Annotated in this window: 10 protein-coding genes, 1 tRNA gene and 1 pseudogene; 6 read left to right on the top strand and 6 right to left on the bottom strand. The window is 64.4% G+C overall.

Annotated features, from left to right (window positions below; translation table 11 throughout):
* The first annotated feature begins 53 nt into the window (after positions 1-53).
* A complete protein-coding gene (locus tag CK218_RS03935; RefSeq protein WP_095826927.1) occupies positions 54-938 on the top strand; it encodes a DUF937 domain-containing protein in 885 nt (294 codons plus the stop codon).
* A 164-nt stretch (positions 939-1,102) separates the two neighbouring features.
* Here the strand turns inward: CK218_RS03935 and CK218_RS03930 are convergent, their stop codons facing one another.
* The gene (locus CK218_RS03930) at positions 1,103-1,393 is read right to left on the bottom strand and encodes a DUF1127 domain-containing protein (protein WP_067327317.1); all 291 of its coding nucleotides are present in this window, start codon (positions 1,391-1,393) and stop codon (positions 1,103-1,105) included.
* Between the two features lie 235 nt (positions 1,394-1,628).
* On the opposite strand from CK218_RS03930, the gene CK218_RS03925 reads away from it, so the two are divergent.
* Complete coding sequence (locus CK218_RS03925) at positions 1,629-2,585, top strand: LysR substrate-binding domain-containing protein (RefSeq protein ID WP_066989268.1); 957 nt, start codon at positions 1,629-1,631, stop codon at positions 2,583-2,585.
* Between the two features lie 4 nt (positions 2,586-2,589).
* Here the strand turns inward: CK218_RS03925 and CK218_RS03920 are convergent, their stop codons facing one another.
* Positions 2,590-4,818: an EAL domain-containing protein gene (locus tag CK218_RS03920; protein WP_095826926.1), complete on the bottom strand. Its 2,229-nt coding sequence runs from the start codon at positions 4,816-4,818 to the stop codon at positions 2,590-2,592.
* A 122-nt stretch (positions 4,819-4,940) separates the two neighbouring features.
* On the opposite strand from CK218_RS03920, the gene xseA reads away from it, so the two are divergent.
* Together xseA and CK218_RS03910 are read left to right on the top strand one after the other, a co-directional pair.
* Entirely contained in the window at positions 4,941-6,506 is a 1,566-nt protein-coding gene (gene xseA / locus CK218_RS03915; RefSeq protein ID WP_095826925.1) for an exodeoxyribonuclease VII large subunit, read from the top strand.
* 1 nt (position 6,507) lies between these two features.
* The gene (locus tag CK218_RS03910; protein ID WP_095826924.1) at positions 6,508-7,626 is read left to right on the top strand and encodes a P1 family peptidase; all 1,119 of its coding nucleotides are present in this window, start codon (positions 6,508-6,510) and stop codon (positions 7,624-7,626) included.
* 44 nt (positions 7,627-7,670) lie between these two features.
* Here the strand turns inward: CK218_RS03910 and CK218_RS03905 are convergent, their stop codons facing one another.
* On the bottom strand, positions 7,671-7,925 hold the full coding sequence (locus CK218_RS03905; RefSeq protein WP_067327302.1) for a DUF768 domain-containing protein: 255 nt from the start codon (positions 7,923-7,925) through the stop codon (positions 7,671-7,673).
* 483 nt (positions 7,926-8,408) lie between these two features.
* On the opposite strand from CK218_RS03905, the pseudogene CK218_RS03900 reads away from it, so the two are divergent.
* A pseudogene (locus CK218_RS03900) lies at positions 8,409-8,683 on the top strand (ABC transporter ATP-binding protein); the annotation flags it as partial.
* 112 nt (positions 8,684-8,795) lie between these two features.
* Here CK218_RS03900 and CK218_RS03895 read toward each other — a convergent pair.
* Positions 8,796-8,872 (bottom strand) — tRNA-His (locus tag CK218_RS03895).
* Positions 8,873-9,215: 343 nt separating this feature from the next.
* Positions 9,216-9,674, bottom strand: coding sequence for a phasin (locus CK218_RS03890; RefSeq protein ID WP_066989279.1), 459 nt, complete (start codon positions 9,672-9,674; stop codon positions 9,216-9,218).
* A gap of 246 nt (positions 9,675-9,920) precedes the next feature.
* On the opposite strand from CK218_RS03890, the gene CK218_RS03885 reads away from it, so the two are divergent.
* Positions 9,921-13,820, top strand: a complete 3,900-nt coding sequence (locus CK218_RS03885; RefSeq protein WP_095826923.1) for a PAS domain S-box protein — start codon at positions 9,921-9,923, stop codon at positions 13,818-13,820.
* Between the two features lie 256 nt (positions 13,821-14,076).
* On the opposite strand, the gene CK218_RS03880 is transcribed toward CK218_RS03885, so the two are convergent.
* Positions 14,077-16,035 carry an acetoacetate--CoA ligase gene (locus CK218_RS03880; RefSeq protein WP_095826922.1) on the bottom strand — a complete coding sequence of 653 codons (1,959 nt, stop codon included), beginning with the start codon at positions 16,033-16,035 and terminating at the stop codon, positions 14,077-14,079.
* Positions 16,036-16,220 lie beyond the last annotated feature (185 nt).

The following is a 16,220-nucleotide window of genomic DNA, read 5'->3' as shown; positions in this document are numbered from 1 at the left end:
CGGTGAAGGAAACGAACTAGGCTCTTCCGTGAGGATATTGCGGAGGAGATCTCATGCCTTCCCTGTTCGATATTTTTTTGCAAGCCCAGAACGGCGCCGGCATGCAGGCGCTGGCCCAGCAGTTTGGCCTGTCGATGCAGCAGGTGCAGGCCGCGGTGCAGGCGCTGCTGCCGGCCTTCTCACAGGGGCTTCAGCGCAACACCGCCGATCCCTATGGAATGGGCGCTTTCATGACCGCGATGGCGAGCGGCCAGCACGCCAAGTATTTCGAGGACGCGACCCGGGCCTTCACGCCGCAAGGCATCGATGAAGGCAACGGCATTCTCGGCCATCTGTTCGGCTCGAAGGACCTGTCACGCGCTGTCGCGGCCCAGGCCGCGCAGGCGACCGGCCTTAGCCAGCAGGTGCTGCAGCAGATGCTGCCGGCGATGGCGTCGATGATGATGGGCGGATTGTTCAAGCAGACCAATAGCCAGATGCAGGCCGCCGGCGGCTTCGGTGGCGGCGGCAATCCTTTCGGCGAGATCATCGAGGAGATGATGCGGCAGGCGGGAGGCGGCGCACAGGCCCCGCAGCCGGCGCCAAATCCCTATGGCGACAATCCGCTCGGCAAGGTGCTGCAAGACATGTTCGGCGGCGGCGCCCAACAGCCGCAAAGCCAACCGCAGCAGGCGCCGAACCCTTACGGCGACAATCCGCTGGGCAAGATGTTCGAGGAAATGCTGCGGCAAGGCGGCGGTTTCGGCACGCCAGGCGGACAGCAGGCGCCGCAGCAATCCCAGCCGCAGCCGCAAACCAATCCGAGCGGCCGGCCGAGAAATCCATTCGACGACATCTTCGGCAGGATGTTCGAGACCGGCGCGCAGCAGCGCGACGAATATCAGAAGGGCGTGGAGACGATCTTCGACCAGTTCAAGCGCGGGATGGACCGACGGTAGGGCGCTCAACTCAAAAGAAAAATGCCCGGTCCTGGAGGGGAACCGGGCAATGTGCAGGCAGGCCGGCGGGGAACCGGCAGGGAGTGTGGGAGCCTGCATGAAACTTGGTCGCGCCGAACCCTCGAAAGGTTCAGCGCGAGGGCAAACGCAGCCGGCGAAGCCGCTCAGGCGACCTTGCGGGCAAGATCCTCGATCATATCGGCGCGCTCTTCTGCGATTGCGCGCAGCTTCACCGTCGGATCGCGGCCGAAAGGCACGCTGACGGCGACGTGGAGGTCGGCGCGGGTCAGGCCGATATCGGCAAGCTCGGCATCCGACATCTCGCCAAGGCGATAAAAGGCGCGGCGGTTTTTCCAGGCGCGGAAGGCATCGGCGACCGCATTGAGCACGCGGGTCGCAACGGCCGGACGCGTGGTGATGCGCGGGGTCTCGGAGGCGAATTCGATCGTGGTCATGTCAGTCTCTCCTTCGGAGTCGAGCGACGAAACCATGCAATCGGCGCCTGGGAGGAGCGCCGTTGCGGTCTCGATACAGTTAACGTGACGCATGTCGTTGCCCCCCAAAACCGGGGGCACTCTTGGGCGACATGCAGTGCCTTCATGTGAACAATGGCAATTTGCCACGCCGCGATTGATTAATCCAACGAATGTTTCTAATCTTTAGCATCAACACGAATGATGGATTGGACCGATGAAAGCGCCGCTCGATCTCGATCAGTTGCAGACCTTCATCTCGATTGCCGACACCGGCAGCTTCACGCGGGCTGCCGAGGAGGTGCACCGGACACAGTCTGCGGTGTCGATGCAGATGCGCCGTCTTGAGGAGCGGATCGGCAAGCCGCTGTTCGAAAAGGATGGTCGCACCAACAAGCTGACCGAGGAGGGCGACAGGCTGCTTTCCTATGCAAGGCGGCTGATCTACCTCAACCGCGAGACTTTGGCGGCCTTCGACGACCAGCGGCTCGAAGGCACGATACGCATCGGCACGCCGGATGACTATGCCGACCGCTTCCTGCCCGAGATCATGGCGCGCTTCTCGCGCTCCAACCCGCGTGTGGAGCTCACCGTCATCTGCGAGCCGACGCCGGGCCTGGTCGAGCACATCAAGCGCGGCAATCTCGACCTCGCGCTGGTGACGCACAACGACACGCGCGGCCAGTCGGAGGTGGTGCGGCGCGAGCCGCTTCTGTGGGTCACCTCGGCCAACCACGCCACGCATGAGCAGGAAATCCTGCCGATGGCGTTCGGCCGGCCGAACTGCATCTGGCGGCGCGCGGCGGTCGACGTGCTCGACCGGCAGAACCGGGAATACCGCGTCCTCTTCTCCAGCTTCTCGGCGACCGTGATCACCGCCGCGGTGCTTTCCGGCCTCGCCATCTCGGTGCTGCCGGAATGCGCCCTCAGGCCCGGCATGCGCGTGCTCGGCGAGGCCGACGGGTTCGACGCGCTGCCGGATTGCCGCATCGGCATCATGCGCGGCCAGACCTCGCAGCCGGAGATCGTCGATGCTCTGGCCCGCCATATCGCGGAAAGCCTGGACAATATTTCCGTGCCGGTCAGCGAAGAGACGGGAAGCTTCGACTTCGCGGCACTCGCCTTCGCCAAGATGAAGCGGACCAAGGCAAACCAGATCCTGCCTGGATGGTAGGGGTTCAGGCGCGAGCGGCGGCGGGCTGAATCTCGTCCGGCGAAGCTAGACCAGAAAGGCCGAGCAGTTGGACCGGCTCAAGCGGCGGCGACAAGAAATAGCCCTGGAGTTGCCGGCAGCCCATTGCGACCAGCAGCATCTTCTGCGCCTCGGTCTCCACGCCCTCGGCGGTGACGTCGACCCCGAGCGCCATGGCAAGATCGATCAGGGCCTTGACGATCGCGGCCGAGTTGCCGTCGCCATCGAGAAGCCGCACGAAGGAGCGGTCTATCTTGAGCTTATCGATGGCGTGGCGACGCAAGTAGCTGAGCGATGAATAGCCGGTCCCGAAATCGTCCAGAACGATGCCGACGCCCAACTGCCGCAAGGTGGTCAGAGCCGCCCTCGAAGCATCGCTGTTGTCCAGAAGCACGCTTTCGGTGATCTCGAACTGCAGGCGCTGCGGCGCCAGCCCGGTGTCGGCAAGGATCGACGCGACCTGTTCGGGAAAGCCGGCGTCGCGCAACTGCAGCGGTGATACGTTGACGGCGAGCCACGGCAGGTCGGTTCGCACGGCGAAACGGCAGGCCTCCTGCAGCACCCACGCGCCGAGTTGGCCGATCATGCCGCGCTCTTCGGCGATGGCGATGAATTGCGCCGCCGGCAATGCGCCATGCACGTCATGCCCCCAGCGGATCAGCGCCTCCGCGCCGAGGATCGTCTTGCCGTTCGCCGCGAACACCGGCTGGTAGGCGAGCCTGATGCCGGAGCCGCCGTCGAGAGCCTTGCGAAGCTCGGTCTCGACTGTGCGCTTGCGCAAGAGCAGGTCGTCCATGTCGCCGGCGAAGACCTGGTGCCGGCCCCGGCCGTTCTTCTTGGCTTCGTAAAGCGCGATGTCGGCCTTGCGCAGCAGATCGTCGGCATCCGTTTCGCCGCCGTCCGATAGCGCGATGCCGATCGAGGCGCTGACGAAGACCTGATCTTCCATGAGCTTGAACGGTTCCTGCAACTTCTGCAGCAGCCGCTCGGCGATATCCTCGGCGGCACGGATATCGCGGATGTCGACGAGGATCAGCGCGAACTCGTCGCCGCCCAGCCGCGCCACGGTGTCCACCTCGCGAACGGTGTGCTGGAGCCTGGCCGCCGTCTGACGCACAAGCTCATCGCCCGCCGGATGGCCGAGCGTGTCATTGATGTGCTTGAAACGGTCGAGATCGAGATAAAGCAACGCCACCCTTCCCATCTCGTGAACCGCCATATCCTGGCTGGCCCTGAGCAGGGCCCGACGCAAGCGGTCCTCGAACAAAGCCCGGTTGGGCAGGCCGGTGAGCGTGTCGTGGAAAGCGAGATATTGCGCCTCGTCCTGGCTTGTCTGCAGCGCGGACGAGGCGCGGCGGAGCCTTCGCAGCAGAAACGCCAGAACGCCGGCCGCGACAAGCAGCGCCAAGGCCAGCGCCGGGGCCATCTTGCGCACCAGCGTGAGACCTGGCCGTTCCTGGTCCCAGCCGACATAACCGAGCATTATACCGCGGGAATCGACCAGAGGCACCGCAGCGGCTCCGACCGATTGCGACAGCGGCACGAGACGCGCGCCGTCGAGCAGATATTTTTTGGCGATCTTGCCGATGACCGCCTCGTTGATGAACTCCACCGAAACATGCAGATATTCGGTGCCGGGCGCCTGCGTGACCCGGTCCGTACTCGGCACCAGCGCCATGACGCTCAGGATCGCCGGTTTTCCCTGGAGCGACACAAGGTCCTCCGCGACCATCTTGGCCGGCTGGCCGGAAGCGTCCGCCTTCTGTGGCTCAGCCAGCATGCGGCGCAGCTTCTCGATGGATGGCTGCAAGGCAGGCTCGTCATCGCCATAGGCGGACGCATCGACCACCTTACCTTCCTGCATGGCATGGACCGGACGATCAACGGCATCGAGAATGTAGACCCGGTTGTGACCGTAATAGGTATACATCCAGACGCTGAGGTTCTCCTCGATCCAGGTCCAATTGCCGGCCCTGACATTGGCGACCGCGTCATCCCAGACCGCAACGCTTTCCTGCTCACGCTGAACAGACGCAATCTGGTCCTTCAAACCCTCGTCGATGAATATCTTCTGCCGTTCGAGCGAGGCGTTGTCAGCCTGAGCCGCCGCGTAGATGCCGAAGCCGACGACCATGGCCAGCGCGAAGACGGCCAACGTCAGCACGGTCAGCGTCACCTGATGCGTCAAAGGTCTGGTGTTGGCGGTTGCGCTCATGTGTTTCCGGCTGGCTCTTGCTACCGCCAGTCAAAGCAAATCGGGCTTAAGATCGCGTTATAATATTAGCGAGATTTCAGCTCTGCCTTGACGCCGCCCGATAAGCGTTCCCCAATCAGAGCATGAGCGAAGCAGCAACCGAATCACGCAGCAATGCCACCGAATATACGGTGAGCGAGATTTCCGGCGCGTTGAAGCGCACGGTCGAGGATGCTTTCGGCAATGTGCGGGTGCGCGGCGAGATTTCCGGCTACCGCGGCCCGCATTCCTCCGGACACGCCTATTTCGCGCTGAAGGACGACCGTGCGCGGATCGAGGCCGTGGTCTGGAAGACCACGATGGCGCGGCTGAAATTCCGCCCCGAGGAAGGGATGGAAGTGATCGCCAGCGGCAGGCTGACGACCTATCCCGGAAAATCCAACTACCAGATCGTCATCGACAATCTGGAGCCGGCCGGCGCCGGCGCGCTGATGGCGCTGCTGGAAGAGCGCAAGCGGCGGCTGCAGGCCGAAGGCCTGTTCGATGCCGGCCGCAAGCGGCGGCTGCCATTCATGCCGCGCGTCATCGGCGTCATCACCTCGCCCACGGGCTCGGTGATCCGCGACATCATCCATCGCATCAAGGACCGTTTTCCGCTCACTGTGCTGGTGTGGCCGGTCCGGGTCCAGGGCGACACGACCGCAAAGGAAGTGACCGCAGCCGTCAACGGCTTCAACGCACTGACCTGGGACGGCGCAATCCGCCAGCCCGATCTCCTGATCGTGGCGCGCGGCGGCGGCAGCCTCGAGGACCTTTGGGGATTCAACGACGAAGGGCTGGCGCGCGCCGTCGCCGCCTCGCGCATTCCGATCATCTCGGCCGTCGGACACGAGACCGATTGGACGTTGGTCGATTTCGTCGCCGACATGCGGGCGCCGACGCCGACGGGCGCCGCCGAGATGGCAGTGCCGGTCAAGGCGGAGCTCGAAGCGACACTGGCAAATCTCGGCGCGCGGCTTAGTGCCTGCACCTCGCGGCACCTGGATCGCAAGCGCCAGGCGGTGCGCGCCGCGGCGCGGGCGCTCCCCTCACCCGACCAGCTGCTGGCGTTGCCGCGCAGGCGCTTCGACGAAGCGACGAGCCGGCTCGGCCGCGGGCTGACGGTGAGCATCGAACGCAAGCGCGCAAGGCTGGAACGGCAGCGGCTGACGCCGGCCACCTTGTCGCGCCGCCTCAATGAGACGCGCAGGCTGACAGGCCGCGACATCGCCCGCGCGCGGGCCGCGTTCTTCGCAATCGTGCGGCAAAGCCGGGCGCGCTTTCAGCGCAACTCGGCAAGGCTGTCGCCGGCGCCGGTCGTCAGGCGCCAGAAGCTGCAGGCCGACACGCTGGCCGGACTGACCCGCCGCCAAGAGCAGGCGATGGCGCGGCGGCTTGACCGCCTGCGTGCCGCTCTTACCCAGGCCGACCGGCTGCTCACCACGCTGTCGCACAAGGCCGTGCTGGCGCGCGGCTTCGCGCTGGTCAAGGACGCCGATGGGACCGTCGTCAAGCGCGTCGCGGAGCTGGCGCCGGGTGCGGCGCTGCAGCTGGAGTTCGCCGACGGCAATGCAGATGCCATCGCCACCAGCGGCGGCGCGCGGCCGAAGTTGGCCGCCAAGCCCTCGGGCAAGGCCAAGGAGCCGGGCAACCAGGGCTCGTTGTTCTGAAATGAGCAGGAGCGACCCGCATCTGCGCACGCCGTCGGGCAAGCCGCGCCTGCGCTCGTTCAACATCGCACTGGACGGCACGCCCGGCCGCTTCAACGCCATCACCGACGTGCCGGGCGTCGCGGTCGGCTATACGACGCTGATTGCTGGCGGGGGCCCGCTGCAAGTCGGGATAGGACCCGTGCGCACCGGCGTGACTGCGATCCTGCCGAGACCTGTCGGCGAACTGGCGACGCCGGTGTTTGCCGGCGTGTTCAGCCAGAACGGCAATGGCGAGCTGACCGGCACGCATATCATCGAGGAGACCGGCGCCTTCAACCTGCCGGTTACCATCACCAACACCCATTCCTGCGGCCTTACCCGCGACGGAACGCTGCGTTGGATGAGCCGGGTGCTGCCGGCGGCGCTCGACAGCGCCTGGGGCCTGCCGGTGGCGGCGGAGACCTATGACGGCTTCCTCAACGACATCAACGGCCACCATGTGAGCTTCGAGCATGTCGCCTCGGCGCTCGACGGCGCGACGGACGGCGCGATCGAGGAAGGAAGCGTCGGCGGCGGCACCGGCATGATCTCGTTCGGCTTCAAGGCCGGGTCAGGCACCGCCTCGCGCATCGTCGAATGGCAAGACAGAAGTTACACGCTCGGCGTGTTCGTGCAGGCGAATTTCGGCAAGCGGCGCAACTTCACCATTCGCGGCCGGCACGTCGGGCCGGAACTCACCGAGCCGGCGATCCGCGAAGGCACGCCGCGCGCCGAAAAGGGCTCGATCATCGCCGTCGTCGCTACGGATGCGCCATTCCTGCCGCACCAGATGAAGCGCCTCGCCAGGCGCGTGCCGCTCGGCATCGCCCTGGCCGGCGGCTACGGCTACCACAGCTCGGGCGATATCTTTCTTGCCTTTTCGACCGCCAATCGCGAGGCCGCGCTGGCGGCTTCAGGCCGCGTCGCCCGCGCGGAGTTCATTCCCGATGTCGATATCGACCCGTTCTTCGATGCTGTGGTGCAAGGGGTGGAGGAGGCGATCCTCAACGCGCTCGTCGCCAACGAGGATATGACCGGACGCGACGGCAACTTCGTGCCGGCGCTGCCAAAGGTGTGGCTGAAGGACAATTTCAACTAAGCCGGTCGCCCGGCTGAGGTCAGACAAACCGCCCTCGCGGTATCTTATTCGGACGGCTTGTCCGACGTCGTCTGTTGCTCGCTCTCCTCGGCGACTTCCTCAAGGCGCGAAGCGATCAGTTCCTGGATGTCGCCGACCTCTTCCTGGATGTCTTCCAGAAGGATGCCTTCCTCGGCGGCCTTGGCGCAGCACTCCTTGGCGAGAGTTTCGGCCTGCTCGTCGATCTTCACCGGCGAATGCTGGCATTGGACCTTTTCGCCAATCCATCCGCGCAAGAACTCGATCGCATGTTCACTCATACTGCTTTTCCCTAGCGGCAATGCCGGTTGGTAGTCATGAACGCTCGCGTCCCGCCACGGGACGCAGGCCCATTCGAGCCGAGTCGGCCTCTGCCGGCAAGACGTCTTGCCAATGGGACAAGATGCCTTGCCCATGGGACAAGATGTCTTGCCCAGGGTCCGCGGAGCCGAAGGACTGGAAAGGTTCGAGGGACACGTTCAGATTGTTGAGGATGATGCTTTGGCCAGGACCGTCAAAGATCCGCTCTGTTGTTTTTACTTGCTTTCTTCCGGTTTTTCAGACCGATTTCCGTCACAACACCACGCATTTACGGCGATCTCGCGGGCGCAGCCAAGGTGCGAGAAACCGAAAGCCGCCGCTATATAGTGATATCCCCATACAATGTCGACTCTGATCGTCGTGCCTGCTTCTTTCCGCCGCGTCAGGCAGGTGGCGGACAGCCTTCGGGGAAAGGTCTCGGCACCCCTGCTGCGCATCTGGGCATGACGCTGCGCCATACTTGGCAGGTGGCGATGACCATCGCCTCGACTTTCGTTGCCGCGACGCTGCAGCTTCTCATTCCACATTCGTTGCGGCGCGCCATCGACCAGGCGCAGGGCGTGATGGTTGCGGGCGGCGGGACGGCTGCCGAACAGGCGCTTCGGAACACGGCCCTGACACTGCTTGCAGTCAGTGTCGTGCAGGTCTTTTCACGATGGCGCAGAACGAGGCCGTCGGCCATCAGACCGGCTATGAGCTGCGCCTGGCCTTCTGCGAGATGCGCGGGCTGCTCAGCCTGAGCTGCCCTTCGTCGCCCGGCGATGCTTCGTCACCCAATAGAGGAATGGGACGCGGCGGCCGGAAAAGCGACGTGACCGCCAGGAAATCGATGGTACCGTTGGCTGGGCTCGAACCAGCGACCCCCAGATCCACAATCTGGTGCTCTAACCAACTGAGCTACAACGGCACATCCGCCTGAGCGCAATCCGAGGAGAAAATCATTCCCCGTGTCCGCTCCGTCGTCGGCGATGCGTCCAATACGGATTATCGGAGTCTAATTCAAGGCCTTTGATGAGGCAAAGATCCGATGAACGAACCCGCGCAGTCCTGATTGGGCAAAAGAAAAGGCCGGCGGGAGGAGGTGCCGGCCTTTTCCTGTTACGAGCCAGCGGGAGGAGGAGCTGGCTGGTCACCCCGGAGAGCAAAGGGAGGAGGTTTCACACTCCGGGTATTCATCTCATCAATTCATCGCACATCTATTTGTCTGACGAAATGCGACGTTTTGATGCATCGTTGAGTTGCGCCTGAAATCAGGCCGCCTTGATGTCCTTGAACGCCTTCTCGAAAGCGGTCTTCACCGGCTTCGAGACGTCCTCGACAGCCTTGGAGGCGACGGCCTGAAAGTCCTTGGCCTGCTCGACGGCCATCTCAGCGCGCTTGCGCAGGAAGGCAGTCTGCAGCTCGACGACTTCCGACAGCGTCTTGGCGCCGACCAGGGCTTCAAGGTGCGAGAAGCTGGCCTCGGCATTGGCGCGAAGGATGGCAATGGTCTTCAGCGAGACATCGCCGGAAACGGTCTTGGCGGTCTCGTAGGTCGACTCCAGAACCTTCTGGGTCTCCTCGGCGCCGTTCTTCAGTTTGGTGTAGGCCTCTTTCGACTGCTCGACGCCCTTCTCGGCGAAGGCGCGGATCTGGTCGGTGGCTTTGGAAGCGTCAAAGCTCGGGAATTCAACGTTCTCGATGGTCTCGGTCTTGGCAGTCTTGGACATTTTCCAACCTTTCAAGGGCAGCGGCTTTGACGGAAAGCCGTCTCGTTCATGTATGATGGCAATATAAAGGCAAGTTTTGTGCATTGCAATATCTTTGTTGCACTGCACCATAAAAAATCGCCCCGCCATTAACCAAGAGCCCAGAGATTTCGGCCGATACACGGCATGGCTTGTGGACCTTGGTCCCGTACGCTTTTATTAACAAAGCGTTAACTCAAAAAGCCCGCCTGGAAGGTCTGCCAGCGCATGCCGCCTGAAAACTACTCCTTCCTCGACGTCGCCGTGCTCGACGCGGTGCGCCAGCGCTTCGCCGCCGGCGACGCGCTTGCCATACTGTCGGCCGATCTCGAGCAGGTGATCTGGGCCAACGGGCCAGGTGCCGCGGTATTCGGCTATCCGGAAATCGAAGCAATCATCGGCGCTTCCGCGCGGCTGCCGCTAATTGCCAGGCGGCAGATCATGGCGACCAGCGGCTTTCCGGATATCGGCAGCGACCGCGCCGTCACCGTGCGGCTGGCGACCGGCATGGTCAGCCGCGCCGTCGGCTTGCTCGCCAGCGCGGTAACGATGCCGGACGGCGAAAAGGCGATCATGCTGGCGATGCCCGCGGCGCAGACCGGCTCGCGCGGCGCCGCCGAAATAGCCAGCCGCGCCATTGGCGGCTTCACCGAGGCCGGACATTTCATCGCCTTCGTCGACGCCCAAGGCCATGTCGAGGCGGCTTCGGAGGGATTTGCCGCGCTCGGCATCAGGCCGGAGACGCTCGCTGCCCTGGTCGCGGACGTGGCAAGTGCTGGAGACCGCATCGTCAAGCGGCTTGTTCCCGGCGCAATCACCTCGTACCCGGCCGGGCTTGCGCGCTTGACCGACGCGCGCCATCTCCTGGTGGTGATCGACGAAGACCAGCTCGACGGCGAGCGGAACGACCAGCCCGACGCCGGTAAGTCGGCAGCGCCGGAAGGCGCGCCCACCGTCTCCGAAGACAAAAACACCACAGTCATCGCCGAGCCGAGCCGAGAGAACAATACCCAGTCTCCGGCCGCGGCAAAGGGCGAAAAGGCAGACGCGGTCCCGGCAGCGGCCACGGATGACGCCCAGCCAACGCAAGGGACCGCGGCCACGGCCGACCACGCGCCGGATGCTGCGCTGGCAGGCGGTGCCGGCCCGGCGCAGCATGACCATTGGTATTTCAATGCCGGCGGCGACGACGTGAAGGGGCCGGAGAGGCCGCCACAGATCGGACCGGCGGAGGTCGCGGCCGCAAGCCGGCAGCACACCGCCGGAACGGCGGCGGCCGAGCCGAGCGCGGCGCGCAACATCGACCGTTCGGCGCCGCCGCTGCGTTTCGTCTGGCGGACCGACGCCGAAGGCAAGTTCAGCGCACTGTCGCCGGAATTCGCCGACATCGTCGGCAAACCCGCCGCCGATGTGATCGGTCGCCGCTTCAGGGATGTCGCCACGACGTTCGGCCTCGACGCATCGGGCGAGATCGCCACTCTGCTCGAGCGGCGCGATACCTGGTCGGGACGCTCGGTGCTGTGGCCGCTGGCGGGCACGGACCTGAAGATCCCCGTCGATCTTGCGGCGCTGCCGGTCTATGGCCGCAGCCGCGCCTTCGAAGGCTTCCGCGGCTTCGGCGTCGCGCGCAGCGCCGACGCCGTTGTCGACCCGGAAGCGCTCGGCATGGCGCTGGTGCCCAATGGCGCCGCTCCGACAGAACCCGAACCTGCCGCCGGGCAACCTGCGGCCGAGCCGGCGAAACCTGCCGACCCGTTCCTGGGCGAAGTGCCGGCGCTGACCATCGTGCCCAAGCCGGAGCGCCGCTATGCCGACAAGGTGATCCGGCTGGCCGAGCACAGGCAGCCGGCCAACGACAAGCAGCCGGGAAATGACAGGCCGGCGAGTGAGAAAGGGCTGTCGATCCTCGAGCGCAGCGCCTTTCGCGAGATCGGCGAGCGGCTGCGGAAGGACAGTTCGGGACCGGCCGAGCCGCCAAGCGGCGCAACCGCGGGTGCTCAAAAGCAATCAGATGCGGCTGCAACCGCCGACAAGGCTGCTCCCACGGCCGAACAACCGTTGGCCGGTGAGAGGAAGACCGACCACTCCGATCTGAACGCGACTGACGCGACCTCGCCTGAGCCGGCCATACCGGAAGGCAACGAGGCCATTGGTACGGCCGAAGCGGAGACCGAGGCGGAAGATCAGAAGGATCTGGCTCGGCTCGACGGCCTCGATGTTCCCGAGACAGCCGCTGGGAAAGACGAAACGCCCGCCGCCTCCGGGTCGCTGCTCAACTATGCCGGGCGCGAGAAACCCGCCGATGAAGCGGAGGAAGCGGCGGGTTCCGACACCCGCCAAACCGCAGCGGCGGACAGGGCAGCCGAATCGACGGCCGAGCGGCCGGCAGCCGAAGCCCCTGCCCCAGAGGCAGGCGCTGGCGACGACGACGGTATGACCGCCGACGATTTTCGCGACGCGGAAGACAGCGAGGACTGGGCCGGTTCCGACCGGGACGGCGCCCTGCCTGCGCCTGAACAGCCTGGCGAAGCAAAAGCGCGGCCACCGAAAAGGCCGCGCCTCACGGTGCCGCCGCTCAAGCTCGAGGGCTTCGTGCCCTCGGCTTTCTCAACCGGGGAAGACGGCAGGGCTCCCGACACGTCCATCCTCGCCAGGCTGCCTGTGCCGCTGCTCATCCATTCCGGCGACGTGCTGCACTATGCCAATGAGGCGTTTCTCGAGCTCACCGGCTACGACGCGCTGGAAGACCTTGCCGATGCTGGCGGGCTCGGCGCGCTGTTCGCCGACCATTACGCCGATGATGGCGAGACCGACGAAAGCGATCGTTCACTGAAGCTCACAACCCGCCAGGGCCAGGAATTCCCGATCGATGCGCTCCTGCGCTCGGTGCCGTGGCGCGGCGGCAAGGCGCTGATGCTGGTGGTTCGTCGCTCGGGCGAGGACGAGGCGCCCTCCTCCCATCTCAGCGCGGCCAATGATGACCCGAGCCAGCAGCCGGACGTGTCCGAACTGAAGTCGCGCATCGCCGAAATGCGCACCATCATTGACACCGCCACCGACGGCGTGGTGCTCATCGGCCGCGACGGCAACATCCGCTCGATCAGTCGCCCGGCTGAAGCCCTGTTCGGCTTCGACAGCGACGAAATCGCCGGCAAGCCCTTTGCCTCGCTGTTCGCCATCGAGAGCCAGCGCGCGGCGCGCGACTATCTCGTCGGCCTCTCCGAACCTGGCGTGGCGAGCTTGCTGAACGACGGGCGCGAGGTGATCGGCCGCGAGGCGCAAGGGCGCTTCATCCCGCTGTTCATGACCATCGGCAGACTGCCCAACGACAGCGGCTTCTGCGCCGTCGTACGCGATATCACGCAGTGGAAGCGGGCCGAGGAAGACCTCACCCAGGCGCGCGCCGTGGCCGAGCGCGCCTCCTCGCAGAAGACGGATTTCCTGGCCCGCATCAGCCATGAGATCCGCACGCCGCTCAACGCCATCATCGGCTTTTCCGAACTGATGGTGGACGAGAAGTTCGGACCGGTGGCCAACGACCGCTACCGAGACTATCTGCGCGACATAAACCGTTCGGGCAACCATGTGCTCGACCTCGTCAACGACCTGCTCGACATCTCCAAGATCGAGGCCGGCCAGCAGGAGATGGCCTATGAGGCGGTGTCGCTCAACGACACGCTGGCCGAAACGGTGGCGATGATGCAGCCGCAGGCCAACCGCGAGCGCGTCATCATCCGCTCGAGCTTCGCCTCGCGGCTGCCGGAAGTGGTGGCGGATTTGAGGAGTGTGCGCCAGATTGCGTTGAACATACTTTCCAACGCCATCCGCTATACCCAGGCCGGCGGCCAGGTTATCGTGTCCACCGCCTACGAGACCTCCGGCGACGTCGTCATGCGCGTGCGCGATACCGGCATCGGCATGACGCCGGCCGAGATCGAGCAGGCATTGAAGCCCTTCAAGCAGATCAATGCGCTCAAACGCGGCCGCGGCGACGGCACCGGCCTCGGGCTGCCTCTGACCAAGGCGATGGTGGAGGCCAACCGTGCCCGCTTCACTATCACATCGACACCTGGCGAAGGCACGCTGGTCGAGGTCGTCTTCCCATCGACGCGCGTGCTGGCCGAATAACGATCCGCAAGACCGAGCTTCGGCCAAAGAAAAAGGCGCCCTGGAGGACGCCTTGGAAAATGGGATGCTGTCACAACGGGGCTTGAGCTGAACCTCAGGGGACGAGGAACGGGATTTCTCCCTCAAGTTACACGCGACTATCGGCGCCGTCCCTTAACAAGTCCTTACCGGGAGCCAAAAAAATTTACGAATGTGTACCACTCGTGAAATCTAGGTAAATTGGACCGGCACTATTTCTTAACCATGCCGGGAAGACCTAATCGGCAAGCTGCGGCAGGTTCCTGAACAGCTCCAGCGCTTCGGGATTGGCGAGCGCTTCCTTGTTCTTGATGGCGCGACCATGCACCACGTCGCGCACGGCAAGCTCGGTGATCTTGCCCGACTTGGTGCGCGGGATGTCGGTGACGGCAACGATCTTCGCCGGCACATGGCGGGGGCTGGCGCCCGAGCGGATTCTGGCGCGGATGCGCTTTTCCAGATCCTCATCGAGGCTCACGCCGGCGGCCAGCCGCACGAACAGCACGACGCGCACGTCGTTGTCGAAATCCTGGCCGATGCAGAGCGCCTCCAGGATTTCCGGCATCTGCTCGACCTGGTTGTAGATCTCGGCCGTGCCTATTCTCACCCCGCCTGGATTGAGCGTGGCGTCGGAGCGGCCATGGATGACCATGCCGCCATGCGCGGTCCATTCGGCGAAATCGCCATGGCACCAGATGTTGTCGAAGCGCTCGAAATAGGCCGCGTGGTACTTCTTGCCGTCCGGATCGTTCCAGAAGCCGATCGGCATCGACGGGAATGCCTTGGTGCAGACGAGTTCGCCCTTCTCCTGCCGGACCGGCTTGCCGTCGTCGTCCCACACGTCCACCGCCAGGCCGAGGCCCGGCCCCTGGATCTCGCCGGTCCAGACCGGCTCGGTCGGGACACCCAGCACGAAGCAGGAAACGATGTCGGTGCCGCCGGATATCGAGGCGAGATGCACGTCCTTCTTGATGCCGTCATAGACGAAGCGGAAATCCTCCGGCGACAGCGGCGAGCCGGTGGAAGAGATGGTCTGCACGCTTGCAAGGTCGTGGCTGTCGATCGGCTTCAGCCCTGCCTTGCGTAGGGAATCGATGAATTTCGCCGAAGTGCCGAAATAGGTCATCTTCTCGGCATCGGCGAAATCGAACAGCGCATTGCCGTCGGGGTAGAAGGGCGAACCGTCATAGAGCAGCAACGTCGCCCCCGAGGCAAGGCCCGAGACCAGCCAGTTCCACATCATCCAGCCGCAGGTGGTGAAGTAGAAAAAGCGATCGCCGTCGAGCAGGCCGGCATGCAGCCGCTGTTCCTTGACATGCTGGATCAGCGTGCCGCCGGCCGAGTGCACGATGCATTTCGGGATTCCGGTGGTGCCGGAGGAGAACAGAATGTAGAGCGGGTGCGAAAAAGGCAGTTGCTCGAAGGCGAGCGGCCTGGCGGCAAAGGGCGAGAGCGCTCCTTCCAGCGCCTCGGCCTGGTCGATGGTAGCGGCGACATCGGCCGACGTGCCGAGATAGTCGACGATCAGCACCTTGCGCACGGTCGCGAGCTTCTCGGCCACCGCGCGGATCTTGTCGGCGACCTCGATGGCTTTGCCGTTGTACCAATAGCCGTCAGGCGCGATGAAGACGACCGGCTCGATCTGGCCGAAACGGTCGAGCACGCCCTGTTCGCCGAAATCAGGTGAGCAGGAAGACCAGACCGCGCCAATCGAGGCGGCAGCCAGCATGGCAGCGACCGTCTCCGGCATGTTCGGCATCATGGCGGCGATGCGATCGCCCTCTCTGACGCCGATCGACAGGAAGAGCTGCTGCAGGCGCGAAGTGAGCGCATGGAGCTCGTTCCAGGACAGCCGGCGATCGACCTTGTCCTCGCCGCGGAAGACGATAGCCAGGCTGCCGCCGGTTTTTTTCATAAGGTTCTCGGCGAAATTGAGTTTCGCGTCGGGAAAGAAGGCGCCGCCAGGCATCTTCTCGCCATCGACCAGAGCCCGCTCGCCCTTGTCGCCGACAAGTCCGCAAAAGTCCCAGACGAGGTCCCAGAACGACTCGCGGTCCTCGATCGACCAGCGGTGGAGCTCGGCATAGCTGGAGAAAGCTTGGCCAGACTTCGCAACCGCAGCTTTCATGAAGGCAGTCATCGGCGCGGAGGCGATCCGGTCCTGCGTCGGCGTCCACAAGGGGGTGTCGGCAGCCATATCGTTCCTCCCAAAGCGCGTCGCGATTGCGGCAATTAAGCCTGATGTCGCCTGCGTCGTTGTCCCAAAACCGGCGTGGCGTTGGCGGACCGGACGGGTTTATCGCTTATGCATACCGCAGCGCAGCAGAGCAAGATTTTGTTGAAATGGCCGGCAAGGACACGGCGCAAACGCCATCGGAGGGC

Origin of the sequence: Mesorhizobium sp. WSM3879 (genome assembly GCF_002294915.1) — a bacterium.
In the GTDB taxonomy this organism is placed as follows: Bacteria; Pseudomonadota; Alphaproteobacteria; order Rhizobiales; family Rhizobiaceae; genus Mesorhizobium.
Note: the sequence above shows the minus strand (reverse complement) of the source record. Positions and strands in the feature narration are given on the sequence as shown.

Excerpts from the sequence above, each read along its gene's own strand:
- CK218_RS03935 (WP_095826927.1), top strand. The coding sequence starts at position 54 with ATGCCTTCCCTGTTCGATATTTTTTTGCAAGCCCAGAACGGCGCCGGC.
- CK218_RS03930 (WP_067327317.1), bottom strand. The coding sequence starts at position 1,393 with ATGACCACGATCGAATTCGCCTCCGAGACCCCGCGCATCACCACGCGT.
- CK218_RS03925 (WP_066989268.1), top strand. The coding sequence starts at position 1,629 with ATGAAAGCGCCGCTCGATCTCGATCAGTTGCAGACCTTCATCTCGATT.
- CK218_RS03920 (WP_095826926.1), bottom strand. The coding sequence starts at position 4,818 with ATGAGCGCAACCGCCAACACCAGACCTTTGACGCATCAGGTGACGCTG.
- xseA (WP_095826925.1), top strand. The coding sequence starts at position 4,941 with ATGAGCGAAGCAGCAACCGAATCACGCAGCAATGCCACCGAATATACG.
- CK218_RS03910 (WP_095826924.1), top strand. The coding sequence starts at position 6,508 with ATGAGCAGGAGCGACCCGCATCTGCGCACGCCGTCGGGCAAGCCGCGC.
- CK218_RS03905 (WP_067327302.1), bottom strand. The coding sequence starts at position 7,925 with ATGAGTGAACATGCGATCGAGTTCTTGCGCGGATGGATTGGCGAAAAG.
- CK218_RS03890 (WP_066989279.1), bottom strand. The coding sequence starts at position 9,674 with ATGTCCAAGACTGCCAAGACCGAGACCATCGAGAACGTTGAATTCCCG.
- CK218_RS03885 (WP_095826923.1), top strand. The coding sequence starts at position 9,921 with ATGCCGCCTGAAAACTACTCCTTCCTCGACGTCGCCGTGCTCGACGCG.
- CK218_RS03880 (WP_095826922.1), bottom strand. The coding sequence starts at position 16,035 with ATGGCTGCCGACACCCCCTTGTGGACGCCGACGCAGGACCGGATCGCC.